Origin of the sequence: Tabrizicola fusiformis, assembly GCF_013328815.1 — a bacterium.
Classification (GTDB): domain Bacteria; phylum Pseudomonadota; class Alphaproteobacteria; order Rhodobacterales; family Rhodobacteraceae; genus Fuscibacter.
Genome location: NZ_JABUHN010000004.1, coordinates 323,821 through 336,934, shown reverse-complemented (window position 1 = coordinate 336,934; position 13,114 = coordinate 323,821). Strand labels below are relative to the sequence as shown.

Genomic DNA, 13,114 nt, shown 5'->3' with positions numbered 1-13,114 from the left:
GCCCGTTGGCGCAAACATGTAGAGGGGGTGCGCCATTTGTCGCAACTCCGTGATCACGATGCGCGACGGAAAGCGGCAGCAGCGGCGTTTTTCCCGGCATGAAGGCACCGCGCAAGGCATTGGACAGAGCGGCGCCACAACACAGGAGACCACGATGCGCAAGACCTCGATGATCCGCACGGTAACCCTTGCAGCCCTTGCCGGGGCCGGGATTTCGACGGCCGTGATGGCCCAGGACGCCCCGCCGCCGCCCGCCGAAGACGAAGCGGGCATGTTTGCCCTGATGGACACCGACAAGGACGGCAAGGTTACCCAGGCCGAGATCGACGCCTTCAAGGCCGCGCGCTTTGCCGAGGCGGATACCGACAAGGATGGCAAGCTTTCACCGGCCGAACTGCTGGTGATGCGCGAAAAGGCCGAAACCGCCCGGCGCGAAGCGATGGCCAAGGCCATGGTCGCCCGGATCGACACCGACAAGGACGGTCTGGTCAGCGCCGCGGAACTGGCCGCCGCCGGCCCCGGCAAGGGCATGATCGACCGGCTGGACAGCGACGGTGACGGCGCGGTTTCGCTGGCCGAGATGGAGGCTGCGAAAGATCACATGAAGGGCCACGGCAAGCATGGCAAGCGCGGCCATGATGGCGAGGGCCGGGGCGATGGTCCGCGCGGCGGCTGGCTTGGCTGGTGGTGGAACTGAATTGACACGGCCCGGGGCCTTGGCGGCCCCGGGCGATTTGCGCCCGCGCCCCGGGCGCGCTAGCCTGACCGGATGACCATGCCGCGCGACATGACGACCGAGATCGGTGACGAAGCCCTGCTGGTGCTTTACGCCAATGGCGACCGCGATGCTGCGCGGGCGCTGACGCTGCGGCTGTTGCCGCGGGTGCTGGGCTATGCCGCGCGGCTCTTGGCCGACCGGACCGAGGCGGAGGATGTCGCACAAGAGGCGATGATCCGCCTCTGGCGGATCGCCCCCGACTGGCGCCAGGGCGAGGCGAAGGTGACAAGCTGGCTTTACCGGGTGGTCACCAACCTTTGCACCGACCGGCTGCGCAGCCGCCGTCGCCGCGCCACCGACGCGCTGGACGCTGTGGCCGAACCGGCCGATGGCGCCCCGGGCGCCGTGGCGGGCCTGATCGAGGCCGACCGGATGGCGGCGCTTCAAGCGGCGCTGGCCAGCCTGCCGGAACGGCAGCGGCAGGCGGTGGTGCTGCGCCATATCGAAGGGCTGACCAACCCCGAGATCGCCGAGATAATGGAGATCGGTGTCGAGGCGGTGGAAAGCCTGACCGCGCGGGGCAAACGTGCCCTGGCCGCGGCGCTGTCGGGGCAGCGGGACGCCTTGGGATATGAGGAATCGGCTTGAAACGGAGGCCGGGATGACTGGAATGAACGATCTGGACGATCTTTTCGCCGAGGCCCGGGGGCAGAGCGCCGAACCTTCGCCGGCGCTGTTGGCGCGGGTGATGGCCGATGCCGGGGCGCTGCAACCGCAGGTTCGCAGCATGTCGCGCGCACCCGCTGCACGCGGCTTCTGGGCCGGGATCGGCGCGATGTTTGCCGGCGGCGGCGTGATGGCGGGAATGGGCACGGCGGCAGCGGTGGCGGGGCTGTTCCTTGGCTTCGTGCAACCCGCGCCGGTGGCCGCGCTGACCGAGGCGTTGGGCGTAACCGCGCTTGAAACCTCATACGATTTCCTTCCGGGCATCGACCCGCTGATTGCCGAGGAGTAGGCCATGACCGCCCCCGAACTGCCGCTCGCCGCCGTTTCCGCCCATCCGGGGCCGCGCCCGGGGCGCGGGCTGCGTATCGCCCTTGGCCTCTCGCTTGCGGTCAATCTTCTGGTGCTGGGCCTTGTCGGCGGCGCTGTGCTGCATGGGCCGCCTTCGCGATTCCACGACGGCCGCGACATGAGCTTTGGCCCCTTTGCCGAGGCGCTGCGCCCCGAGGATCGCAAGGCGTTGCGCCGCGACATCCTGCAACGCGCGCCGGAATTGCGCGAGGGGCGCGAGAAGCGGCGGCAGGAAATCGAGGGTCTGCTTCAGGCCCTGCGCGCCGAACCCTTCGATGCTGCCCGGCTCGAAGCGGTCATGGCGGCGCAACAGGCGCAACTGGCCAGCCAGCTTGCGCTGGGCGCGGCGGTGATCCGCGATTACCTGATCGCGCTGCCGCTGGAAGAACGTCTGGCCTTTGCCGACCGGCTGGAAGCGTCGCTGCGGCGCGGTCCGGGCGGCGACAAGGCGGACAAGACCACGCCGCCCGGGCAGGATTGAGCCCTCTGTCCGCCCGCGTCACGCGGCAGAGCGGCTGATGGTCACCTGATTGCGCCCGGCGGATTTCGCCGCGAGCAGCGCGCGGTCGGCGCGGTCCACCGTGTCGCGCATCGTGTCGCGCAGGGGCACCTCGGCCCCGGGCGCGCGACCGACCGCCAGCCCGATCGAGACCGTCACCGCAACCCGCGTGCCGCAGGGCAATTGCACCGGCGCCTCTTCGACCGCATGGCAAAGCCGCTCGGCCACGATCCGCCCATCGGTCAGGCCGGTGGCGGGCAGCGCGGCCAGAAATTCTTCGCCGCCGATCCGCGCCAGAAGGTCGCCCGAGCGCAGCGACAGGCCCAGACGCCGGGCCACCTCGACCAGAACAGCATCGCCGGCGGCATGACCCCAGCGGTCGTTTACCGATTTGAAACGGTCAAGGTCCACCACCATCACCGCAAATTCCCCGCCCTCTGCCGCAGTCCCTTCGGCAATCGCAGCCAGCCGCGCGGCGGCATAGCGGCGGTTGTAAAGCCCGGTCAGCGGATCAATCACCGCCAGCCGCAGCCCGTCCTGCACCGAAGCGCGCAGCCGGTCGTCGGCACGCTTGCGCCGCAACAGCCGGTCCAGCCGCAGGGCAAGCTCGCTGCCCGAAATCTCGCCCCCGGCAACGTCATGGGCGCCAAGGTCATAGGCCATCGCCGGGGCAAAGCCGCTTTCGGCGGTGCCCAGAATGGCAAAGGCGGCATGGCGGGTGTTTGCGCGGCTTTGCAGTTCCGACATCAGGCGCAGCCCGCCGCCCGCCACGGCAAGATCCGCCTCGATCAGAAAGGCATCCGGGGCGCTGCCGGGGCGCAAGCCTTCTGCCAGCGCCTCTTCCGCAGTCATGGCGATCAGCCGGTCGGCGCAATGCGGTGCCAGTTCACGCCGCAGCCGCATGGCGGTTTCGGGGCGGGCGGTGATCAGCGCGATGCGGGCGGGCGGGGTAAATTCCGCCGCAGGTTCCGCCAGCCCCATCAGCGGCAGCGCTGCGGCGGGCGTCGGCCCCAGCTCGGCAAATTCGGCGCGCTGCCGCATGAAGCTGCGGATGCGCGCCAGAAGCGTCTGGTCATCGACGGGGCGGGTCAGAACCTCATCCGCGCCGGCGCGGAAACACTCCACCCGCAGCCGGGCATCGGCCGGCGCCGACATCACCAGCACCGGCAGGCCCTGCGTCAGCGGATCGGCGCGCAGCCGCCGCAGCACCTCGATTCCCGAAAGATCGGGCAGCATCAGGTCAAGCAGCACCAGTTCGGGCAATTCCGCCCGCGCCATGGCCAGCGCCGTCGCCCCGTCGGGCGCCACCACCGGACGATAGCCGGCTGCCGTCAGCTTGACCTTCAGGACGATGCGATTGGTCGCAACATCGTCAACTATGAGGATTCTGCCAACCATGGCCCTTGACCTGCCTGCGTTGCGGTGTGGTTTCACTCTGCGGGCGAAGTGGTTAAGAAATCCTTTCCAAACTGGTAACCAATCGCTCCGAACGGGTAGCAAAGCCGTGAGGGCACCGGGGGAGACGGGTATGAATGCGCAGGAAACCGCCGAAACAACCGCTCTGCGTGTGTTGACATGGCTTGTCAGCGACCCAGAGTTGATTGAGCCGTTTCTGGCGGCGACGGGCGCCGATCCGGGTCAGATCGCCGGTCTGGCCCGCGAGCCGCATTTTCTGGCGGCGGTGGTGGATTTCTGTCTGGAAAGCGATGCGCGGGTGATCGCCTGCGCCGCCGCCCTTGGCCTGCCGCCCGAAGCCATCGGTCAGGCGCGGATGGGTCTGCCGGGCGGGCGCGACCCGCATTGGACCTGATTGCACCCGACGCTGGACCGCGCCATGATCGGGCCGCAGCATGGGGGGCAGGATGATCGACGCGGTAATCTTCGATAAGGACGGCACGCTGTTCGACTTTCGTGCCTCATGGGGCGGCTGGACCGAGGCGCTGATCGACCGGCTGACGGCCCATGGCGCCGATCCGGCGGCCTTGGGCGCGGTGCTGGGCTATGACCGCCGCTATCGGGTGTTTCGCCCCGACAGCCCGGTGATCGCCCAGACCACGCCGGAAATCGCCGATCTAATCCGCCCGCTGGTGCCCGCCCTGTCCCCCGCCGCGCTGAATGCGCTGATGGAGCAACTGGCGGCCGAGGCGCCGATGGCCCCCGCCGTGCCCTTGCGCGCGGTGCTTGAGGGGTTGCGGGCGCGCGGGCTGGCGCTGGGCCTTGCCACCAATGACACCGAGGTTCCGGCCCGCGCCCATCTGGGCGGGGCGGGCGTTCTGGATCTCTTCGACTTCGTTGCGGGTTGTGATTCCGGCTGGGGCGGCAAACCGGCACCGGGCCAGCTTCTGGCCTTTGCCGAGGCGGTGGGCGTTCCGGCCGCCCGCGCCGTGATGGTGGGCGACAGCCGCCATGACATGGAGGCGGGCCGCGCCGCCGGAATGGCCGTGGTCGCCGTGCTGACCGGCATCGCCACGCGCGAGGAACTGGCGCCCCATGCCGATGTCGTGCTGCCCGATATCGCCACTTTGGGCGACTGGATCGACGCGCGCCGCGCCTCCTGAGTGAGGCGCCTGCCAAAAACGACATGATTGCGTCGGTTTTTTGGTCAGCGCGCCGCGCGGCTTTCCGCCATCCTGTGCGCAAGCCCCCAAAGCGGGCGTGCCAGGATGGAGACGACCATGACCGACGACGCAACCGCGCGCAAGCGCCGGGCCGGGGGCCGCGCCGGCAACAAGACCCGCGCCGGTTCCGCCGTGATCGACCAGATGCCCTGGCGCATTCCGGTCAACCCCGACCGCCCGACCGAACCGCTGGACGCCGACGGCGTGCAGGCGATCCACCGCGGCACCATGCGCATCCTCAAGGAAATCGGCATCGAATTCCTGAACCCCGAGGCGGTGGCGATCCTGAAACAGGCCGGTTGCACGGTGAACGGAACCAACGTCCGCATGGACGAAGAGTTCGTGATGGAGATGCTGGGCCACGCGCCCGAAAGCTTTACCATCACCCCGCGCAACCCGGCGCGTGAGGTGATCATGGGCGGCAAGCATATGCTGTTCGTCAACGTCTCCTCGCCGCCCAACGCCTGGGATCTGGAGCGCGGCAAACGCTCGGGCGATTTCGAGACGTTCAAGGAATTCATGAAGCTGACGCAGTATTTCAACTGCATCCATATCGCCGGCGGTTATCCGGTGGAGCCGATTGATATTCACCCCTCGGTGCGCCATCTGGACTGCCTCTATGAAAAGCTGACGCTGACCGACAAGGTCGTTCACGCCTACAGCCTTGGCGCCGAGCGGGTCGAGGATGTGATGGAAATGGCCCGCATTGCCGGGGGCCTGAGCGAGGAAGAGTTTCAGGCCAAGCCGCGGATGTATACCAACATCAACTCGGTCAGCCCGCTGAAGCATGACTATCCGATGCTGGATGGCGCGATGCGGCTGGCACGGCGCGGCCAGCCGGTGGTGATCACCCCCTTCACGCTGGCGGGGGCCATGGCGCCGGTCACCATGGCGGGGGCCGTCACCCTGTCGCTGGCCGAAGGCTTGGCGGCGGTGGCGCTGTTGCAATACATCAACCCCGGTTGCCCGGTGGCCTTGGGCACCTTCACCTCGAATGTGGACATGAAATCGGGCGCCCCGGCCTTTGGCACGCCGGAATACATGCGCGCCACGCAGATGACCGGGCAGTTGGTGCGGCATTACAAGCTGCCGATGCGGTCTTCGGGCGTCTGCGCGGCCAATGTGCCCGACGGGCAGTCGATGTGGGAAACCTCCAACAGCCTTTGGGCGGCGGTGCAAAGCCAGACCAACATGGTCTATCACGCGGCGGGCTGGCTGGAGGGCGGGCTGATCGCCAGCCCTGAGAAATTCGTGATGGATTGCGAAGTCTTGCAGATGATCCAGCGCTATTTCGAAGAGGCGACCTTTGCCACGACCGAGGATGACATCGCCCTTGATGCCATCCGCGAGGTGGGGGCGGGCGGCCATTACTTCGGTTGCGCCCATACACAGGCGCGCTATTCCACCGCCTTCTATGCCCCCTTCGTCAGCGACTGGCGCAATTATGAGGCGTGGCAGGGCGATGGTGCGGTCTGGACCAGCGAACGGGCGCATCGCATCTACAAGCAGATCATTGCGGAATTCGAGGCGCCCGAGATGAACGGCGATCACCAAGAGGAACTCCGCCGCTTCGTCGCCCGCCGCAAGCAAGAGGGCGGGGCGCCGACCGATTTCTGAGCCGCGCTGAACCCAAAGGAAAGGGCGCCCCGCAATATCCGGCAGGGCGCCCTTTCCTATTGTCAGGGGTCAGGCGTGGGTGATCTTGGTGCCCAGCACCTTGAGGCATTCGCGCATGAAGGCCGCCAGCCCGGTCCAGCCCTTGGCGGAAACCATGGTGCCATCGACATAGGCTTCGGTCGGGGCAACGTCGATATAGGTGCCGCCAGCAAGCGCCACTTCGGGGGCGCAGGCGCCAAGGGCGGCCACCTTCTTGCCGCGCACCACACCATCGACCGCGATCAGAATCTGCACACCGTGGCAGATGGTGAAGATCGGTTTCTTCGCCTCGTGGAAATGCCGGACCATCGCCTGAATCCGCGGATCGGTGCGGATGTATTCCGGGCCGCGCCCACCCGCGCAATAGACCGCATCATACTGATCCAGCTCGGCCTCGGCCTCGGAGAAGGTCTTGTTGATGTCGGCGAAATGGCCATACCGCTCGATATAGGTCTGGTGACCTTCGAAATCGTGCAGCGAGGTCTGGATCTTTTCCCCCGCCTTCTTGTCGGGGCAGACGACATGGACGGTATGGCCCACGGCCTCCATTCCCTGCTCGAACACGAAAATCTCATATTCCTCGGTAAACTCGCCGGTCAGCATCAGGATTTTCTTGCCGGGCATCATGGGTCTCCTCTCGTGGGGTAAAAGGGCGGGGGTGGCCCCGGTCATTCAAAGGCCGACAGCAGGCGGCTGCGCGAACGGGCGATATGTTCGCTCATCCGGGCCTGCGCTGCGGGCGCATCGCCGGCCCGGAAGGCGGCCAGCAGATTTTCATGCTCTTCCAGCGCCTCTTGCGTGACGCGGGTGTGGAACATCAGCCGGAACAGATGCAGATGCACATGCTGGTTGAACAGCGTGCTGCGGATCACCTCATTGCCGGCGATTTGCAGGATGGCATCGTGGAAATGGGCGTCGGCGCGGGCAAAGCGCGAATAGCGGCTGGTGCGGTCCACCGGCGCCGCGCCATGGCCCATATCCGCCGCCGCCGCTTCGAGCAGGGCCAGCGCCTCGGGCGTCATGCGCAGCGCTGCCAGCCGCGCCCCTTCGGGTTCCAGAAGCAGGCGGAAGGTGTAAAGGTCGTCGAATTGCTTGCGGGTCAGCAGGGGGGCGGCGGAATAGCCGATCAGATGCGCCTTGCGCACCAGCCCCTCACGCTCAAGCCGGGAAAGGGCTTCGCGCACGGGGGTTTGCGAGACATTCATGTCACGCGCGATCACGTCGATCGGAATGCGGGCGCCGGGGGCAATCTCCAGCGACATCAGCTTTTCATAGATGCCGTCATAAACCCCATCCACCATGCTGGCCGGACGCGGCAACAGGCCCTTGGCGGCGATCTCTTCGGTTGCGGTTCCCATCCGGCGGCCCTCGGTGTTTGACTTGACAGGATGGGTCGCAAATATGCTATCGAATGTCAAATACAATATCGTATACGATCCGATATAGGATCAACCCGTCTTGCCCGGCACTCGTCAGTCGAAGAGGGGCGCCACCCGAAGCCCGGCCAGAACCATCGGCCCCGATCCACCGCCAAGGAGTTGAAACATGGACCATTTCGGCACGATCCGGGCCCCGCGCGAAATCCTCTTCGGCCCCGGACAGCGCCGGGCTTTGGGGGCGGTGGCGGTGCGTCTGGGGCGCCGGGCGCTGGTGGTGACCGATGCGCGGCTGGCGGCGGAGGGCGAGTTTCAGGCGATTCTCGCCGATCTTGCGCAGGCTGGTCTGGTGCTGCGGGTGGAAAGCGGCACCTTGCCCGATGTGCCGGTGGAAACCGCCGAGACTGCCGCCGAAGCCGCCCGCAGCTTTGCCCCCGATCTGGTGATCGGGGTGGGGGGCGGTTCCTGCCTTGATATGGCGAAATGCGTGGCGCTGCTTCTGGCCCATGGCGGGCGCCCGCAGGATTATTACGGCGAGTTGAAGGTGCCCGGCCCGATCCTGCCGCTGATTGCCGTGCCGACAACGGCCGGAACCGGGTCCGAGGTGACGCCGGTTGCGGTGCTGTCGGATGCGGCGCGCAGCCTGAAGGTGGGCATCTCCAGCCCCCATCTGATCCCGGCTGCGGCAATCTGCGACCCCGACCTGACGCTGACCTGCCCTGCGGGCCTGACCGCCATTGCCGGGGCCGATGCCCTGACCCATGCGATTGAGGCGTTTACCGCAAGGCGCCGCCCGGTGACCGATCTTCTGACGCAGGAACGGGTGTTCATCGGCAAGAATGCGATCTCCGACCAGTTCGCGCTGACGGCAATCAATCTTCTGTGGCAAGGGCTTGAGGCGGCCTGCACCGATGGCAATGCCGAAGCGCGGGCTTTGGTCATGCGCGGGGCGACCTTTGCCGGGCTGGCTTTCGGCGTGGCGGGCACGGCGGCGGCCCATGCGATTCAATATCCGGTGGGGGCGCTGACCCATACTGCGCATGGGGCCGGGGTGGCCTGCCTGATGCCCTATGTCATGGTCTGGAACCGCCCCGACATCGGCCCGGAACTGGATCAGATGGCCGCTGCAATGGGGCTGCCTTCGGGTGGCGCGGTGATCCCTGCCATCACGGCCCTCTTCGCCCGCATCGGCATTCCGCCGACGCTGTCCGCCTTGGGGCTTAAGGCCGGGCGCATCGCTTGGGTCGCCGAACAATCCTGCGGGATCGAGCGGCTGATCCAGAACAACCCCCGCCCGCTGGACCCGGCGGGCATGACCCGCCTTTTGCAAGCCGCCCATTCGGGCGATTTCGGCCTGATCGCGTGACCCGGAAAGGACAGACAATGACCCTCGACACACCTTCGGGCGAAGATTTCGCCGATCCGCACCTGCATGCCGGGGGCCTTTACATCGCCGGGGCCTGGGAGCCGGGCCACGGCATTCCGGTGATGGACCCCTCCAGCGCCCGCATTCTGGCCGAAGTGCCCGATGCCACAATCGCCGATGCCCTGCGCGCGGTGGAGGCGGCTGAGGCGGCTGCGGCGGGCTGGCGGGCCACGCCGCCGCGCGCCCGCGCCGAAATCCTGCGCCGCTGGTTCACCCTGATGACCGAACATGCCGAGGATCTGGCGCGGCTGATCTCGCTGGAAAACGGCAAGGCGCTGCCCGATGCGCGGGGCGAGGTGGCCTATGCCGCCGAATTCTTCCGCTGGTATTCCGAAGAGGCGGTGCGGGTCCCGGGCGAGTTCCGCCACACCCCCTCGGGCGCGCATCATATTCTGGTGGACCATGACCCGATCGGCATTTCGGTGCTGATCACGCCGTGGAACTTTCCCGCCGCCATGGCCACGCGCAAGATTGGCCCGGCGCTGGCCGCCGGCTGCACGGTGATCCTGAAACCCGCCTCGGAAACGCCGCTGACCGCCTATGCCATGGCGCGTCTGGGGGCCGAGGCCGGGGTGCCGCCCGGGGTGGTGAATGTGCTGACCACGACGCAGCCCGGCCCGGTGGTTTCGGCCATGCTGGCCGATCCGCGGGTGCGCAAACTGTCCTTCACCGGATCGACCGGCGTGGGGCGGACCCTGCTGGCCGAGGCGGCGAAGACGGTGGTCTCCTGCTCGATGGAGCTGGGGGGCAACGCGCCTTTCGTGGTGTTCGATGATGCCGATCTTGCGGCGGCGCTGGATGGCGCGATGATCGCCAAGATGCGCAACGCGGGCGAAGCCTGCACCGCCGCCAACCGTTTCTATGTGCAGGCGGGCATTCATGATGCCTTTGTCGCCGGGCTGACCGCGCGGATGGCGGCGCTGAAGCTGGGGCCGGGCACCGATCCGGCGACGCAGGTGGGCCCGATGATCACCGCCAAGGCGGTGGCCAAGATCGACCGGCTGGTGACCCAGGCCGTGGCACGCGGGGCGCGGGTGACGACGGGCGGGGCGCCCTTGCCCGGCATCGGTTATTTCTACCCGCCGACCGTGCTTGAAAACCTGCCCGCCGATGCCGAAATCGCCCATGAAGAGATTTTCGGCCCCGTCGCCCCCATCTACCGTTTCGACACCGAAGAACAGGCGATCCGCATGGCGAATGACACCGAATACGGGCTTGCCGCCTATGTCTATTCCCGCGACCTGTCGCGCGCCTTGCGGGTGGGCAAGGCGATTGAATCCGGCATGGTTGCCATCAACCGTGGACTGATGTCCGATCCGGCGGCCCCCTTTGGCGGCGCCAAGCAAAGCGGGCTGGGGCGGGAAGGCGGCGTGACCGGCATTCTTGAGTTTCTGGAACCCAAGTATTTCGCCGTGGCCTTCTGATGCCCGAGGATATCGCGCCAGACCTCTACCGCAACCGCGACTTCATTCCCGATTTCGATGAGATCATGGCAGAAACCGCCGCGCGGTCGCGCGCGCTTGCCGCCCATGCCGAGATGCAGGCGAATATCGCCTATGGCCCGCGTCCGCGCGAAAGGATGGACCTGATCCTGCCGCCGAATCTGAAATCCGGCGCGCCGCTGCATCTTTTCGTGCATGGCGGCTATTGGCGGGCGGGCTGCAAGGAAGATCACCGGCTGGTCGCCGCGCCGGTTCTGGCGGCGGGCGGCATTGCCGCGATTGTCGGCTATGATCTGATGCCGGTCACCCGGCTGGCGGTGCTGGTGGCACAGGTGCGGCAGGCGATGCGGCATCTGGTGGCCATGGCCCCCGGCTTTGGCGCCGATCCGGCGCGGGTCACGGTCAGCGGCCATTCGGCGGGGGCACATCTGGCCAGTTATCTTGCGGCGCAGGGCGTGGGCGAACCGCCGCCGGGCCTGCCCACCCTGCGCGGGATGCTGCTGGTCAGCGGCATCTACGATCTGTCGGGCATCCCCGGCAGCTTCCTGAAGGACGAGGCGCGGATGCGCCCGGATGAGGCCGCCGCATGGTCGCCTTTGGACGCCCGGCACGATCCGGGGCCAGAGCGTGTGCTGACCCGGGGTGCTGCGGAAACCGCCCCCTTTCACGATCAGGCCGTGCGGATGGCGGCGCTGCTGCCCGGCAGCACCCTGCGCTGTGAACCGGGTCTGAACCATCTGAGCGTGGTTCTGGCCCTTGCCGATCCCGGTCATGCGCTGGGCCGCAGGCTGGCCGATATGGTGGCTGGATAGGGTGCGATTCGGGGCGGCGGGGGCGTAAATCCTGTCAAAGCCTTGAAAATTTTGCTTCAGACGCAAAGCCTTCTGTGTCCGGTCGCCTCTGCAGCCGAAGCGCGTTCTTCCATGCCTGCAAGGCCGGATCGCGGGTGGCGACGCGGCCTTTCGTGCAAGGGTTGTGGGCCGATGTCCGGTTTATGACAGTTTTGTAACGTCGCGCTGGAAACGATTGTCATTGAAGCGTAACAAAGTCTGACTAGGCACCGGCAAACCCGGCGCGAAGCCTGGCGCCCCCGGGGTGCCTGCGCAGGACGCAGAGGGCCGGCAACACAGGAGGATATGTGAATGATCATCAGAACGGCACTTGGAATGACGGCAAGCCTTGCGGCCATGCTGTCGGGTTCGGTTGTCGCGGCCCAGTCGCTTGCCGAGCTTGAGACCGCGGCCAAGGCCGAAGGGATGCTGACCACCATCGCCCTGCCGCATGACTGGTGCGGCTATGGCGGCGTGATCGAGGGCTTCAAGGCGAAGTATCCCGAAATCAAGGTGAACGAGCTGAACCCCGATGCGGGCTCGGCCGATGAAGTTGAGGCGATCAAGGCCAACAAGGACAACAAGGGCCCGCAGGCGCCCGACGTGATCGACGTTGGTCTGGCCTTTGGTCCCTCGGCCAAGGCCGAAGGTCTGACGCAGGCGCACCAGGTGGCCACCTGGGCCGAAATTCCCGAGGGCATCAAGGATGCCGAGGGCCATTGGTATGGCGATTATTACGGCGTGATGTCCTTCCTTGTGAACAAGGATCTGGTCGAGAACGTGCCGCAGGACTGGGCCGATCTGCTCAAGCCGGAATATGCCGGTCAGGTCTCGCTCGCCGGTGATCCGCGCGCTTCGAACCAGGCGATCCTGGCGGTTCTGGCCGCGGGCATGTCCACCGGCGCAGCGCCGGGCGAAGCCGCAGGCATCGCGGGCCTTGAATTCTTCAAGCAACTGAACGATGCGGGCAACTTCGTGCCGGTCATCGGCAAGGCGGGCACGCTGGCGCAGGGCACCACGCCCATCGTCATCATGTGGGACTACAACGCCCTTGCCGCACGCGACACGCTGGCCGGCAACCCGCCGGTTGAAGTGGTCGTGCCGAAGTCGGGCGTTCTGGCCGGTGTCTATGTGCAGGCGATCTCGGCCTATGCGCCGCAGCCGAATGCCGCGAAACTGTGGATGGAATATCTCTACAGCGACGAAGGCCAACTCGGCTGGCTGAAGGGCTATTGCCACCCGGCGCGCTTCAACGCGATGGCCGCCGCCGGCAAGATCCCGCAAGACCTGCTGGACGCGCTGCCCCCGGCTGCCGCCTATGAGGCCGCCTATTTCCCGACGCTGGACGAGGTGAACGCCAACAAGGCCGCCGTGACCGGCGGCTGGGACGCGACCGTCGGCGCCAACGTCGAGTGATCTGACCTGACCAGCGCCCTGTCCCGGTTCAGCCCGGGGCAGGGCCGCCTCACCCTGGC

At 67.0% G+C, this 13,114-nt stretch carries 14 protein-coding genes; 11 read left to right on the top strand and 3 right to left on the bottom strand.

The genetic code is table 11. From position 1 onward, the window contains the following. The first annotated feature begins 154 nt into the window (after nucleotides 1–154). From HS053_RS08700 to HS053_RS08685, 4 genes are all read left to right on the top strand, one after another. Nucleotides 155–697, top strand: coding sequence for an EF-hand domain-containing protein (locus tag HS053_RS08700; protein WP_241699795.1), 543 nt, complete (start codon nucleotides 155–157; stop codon nucleotides 695–697). Between the two features lie 72 nt (nucleotides 698–769). After that, nucleotides 770–1,366, top strand: coding sequence for an RNA polymerase sigma factor (locus HS053_RS08695; protein ID WP_174210827.1), 597 nt, complete (start codon nucleotides 770–772; stop codon nucleotides 1,364–1,366). A gap of 13 nt (nucleotides 1,367–1,379) precedes the next feature. Further along, nucleotides 1,380–1,733: a dihydroorotate dehydrogenase gene (locus HS053_RS08690; protein WP_174210826.1), complete on the top strand. Its 354-nt coding sequence runs from the start codon at nucleotides 1,380–1,382 to the stop codon at nucleotides 1,731–1,733. Between the two features lie 3 nt (nucleotides 1,734–1,736). Continuing rightward, the gene (locus HS053_RS08685; RefSeq protein WP_174210825.1) at nucleotides 1,737–2,273 is read left to right on the top strand and encodes a periplasmic heavy metal sensor; all 537 of its coding nucleotides are present in this window, start codon (nucleotides 1,737–1,739) and stop codon (nucleotides 2,271–2,273) included. 18 nt (nucleotides 2,274–2,291) lie between these two features. Here HS053_RS08685 and HS053_RS08680 read toward each other — a convergent pair whose 3' ends face one another. Next, a complete protein-coding gene (locus tag HS053_RS08680; RefSeq protein WP_174210824.1) occupies nucleotides 2,292–3,689 on the bottom strand; it encodes a diguanylate cyclase in 1,398 nt (465 codons plus the stop codon). Nucleotides 3,690–3,819: 130 nt separating this feature from the next. On the opposite strand from HS053_RS08680, the gene HS053_RS08675 reads away from it, so the two are divergent. The 3 genes from HS053_RS08675 to HS053_RS08665 all read left to right on the top strand — a co-directional run bounded on the left by HS053_RS08675 (nucleotide 3,820) and on the right by HS053_RS08665 (nucleotide 6,526). Continuing rightward, entirely contained in the window at nucleotides 3,820–4,101 is a 282-nt protein-coding gene (locus HS053_RS08675) for a DUF3572 domain-containing protein (RefSeq protein WP_174210823.1), read from the top strand. Between the two features lie 52 nt (nucleotides 4,102–4,153). Beyond that, nucleotides 4,154–4,849, top strand: coding sequence for an HAD family hydrolase (locus HS053_RS08670; protein ID WP_174210822.1), 696 nt, complete (start codon nucleotides 4,154–4,156; stop codon nucleotides 4,847–4,849). 117 nt (nucleotides 4,850–4,966) lie between these two features. Further along, nucleotides 4,967–6,526: a trimethylamine methyltransferase family protein gene (locus tag HS053_RS08665; protein WP_174210821.1), complete on the top strand. Its 1,560-nt coding sequence runs from the start codon at nucleotides 4,967–4,969 to the stop codon at nucleotides 6,524–6,526. Between the two features lie 69 nt (nucleotides 6,527–6,595). On the opposite strand, the gene HS053_RS08660 is transcribed toward HS053_RS08665, so the two are convergent. Together HS053_RS08660 and HS053_RS08655 are read right to left on the bottom strand one after the other, a co-directional pair. Further along, complete coding sequence (locus HS053_RS08660; protein WP_174210820.1) at nucleotides 6,596–7,189, bottom strand: DJ-1/PfpI family protein; 594 nt, start codon at nucleotides 7,187–7,189, stop codon at nucleotides 6,596–6,598. 44 nt (nucleotides 7,190–7,233) lie between these two features. Then, complete coding sequence (locus HS053_RS08655; RefSeq protein ID WP_174210819.1) at nucleotides 7,234–7,923, bottom strand: GntR family transcriptional regulator; 690 nt, start codon at nucleotides 7,921–7,923, stop codon at nucleotides 7,234–7,236. Between the two features lie 187 nt (nucleotides 7,924–8,110). Here HS053_RS08655 and HS053_RS08650 point away from each other — a divergent pair, with 187 nt between their 5' ends. The 4 genes from HS053_RS08650 to HS053_RS08635 all read left to right on the top strand — a co-directional run bounded on the left by HS053_RS08650 (nucleotide 8,111) and on the right by HS053_RS08635 (nucleotide 13,055). Next, the gene (locus HS053_RS08650; RefSeq protein WP_174210818.1) at nucleotides 8,111–9,307 is read left to right on the top strand and encodes an iron-containing alcohol dehydrogenase; all 1,197 of its coding nucleotides are present in this window, start codon (nucleotides 8,111–8,113) and stop codon (nucleotides 9,305–9,307) included. 17 nt (nucleotides 9,308–9,324) lie between these two features. Continuing rightward, nucleotides 9,325–10,791, top strand: a complete 1,467-nt coding sequence (locus HS053_RS08645) for an NAD-dependent succinate-semialdehyde dehydrogenase (RefSeq protein ID WP_174210817.1) — start codon at nucleotides 9,325–9,327, stop codon at nucleotides 10,789–10,791. Then, a complete protein-coding gene (locus tag HS053_RS08640; RefSeq protein WP_174210816.1) occupies nucleotides 10,791–11,621 on the top strand; it encodes an alpha/beta hydrolase in 831 nt (276 codons plus the stop codon). Before HS053_RS08645 ends, HS053_RS08640 begins: the two co-directional genes overlap by 1 nt. Before the next feature lie 330 nt (nucleotides 11,622–11,951). Continuing rightward, nucleotides 11,952–13,055 carry an ABC transporter substrate-binding protein gene (locus HS053_RS08635; protein ID WP_174210815.1) on the top strand — a complete coding sequence of 368 codons (1,104 nt, stop codon included), beginning with the start codon at nucleotides 11,952–11,954 and terminating at the stop codon, nucleotides 13,053–13,055. Nucleotides 13,056–13,114 lie beyond the last annotated feature (59 nt).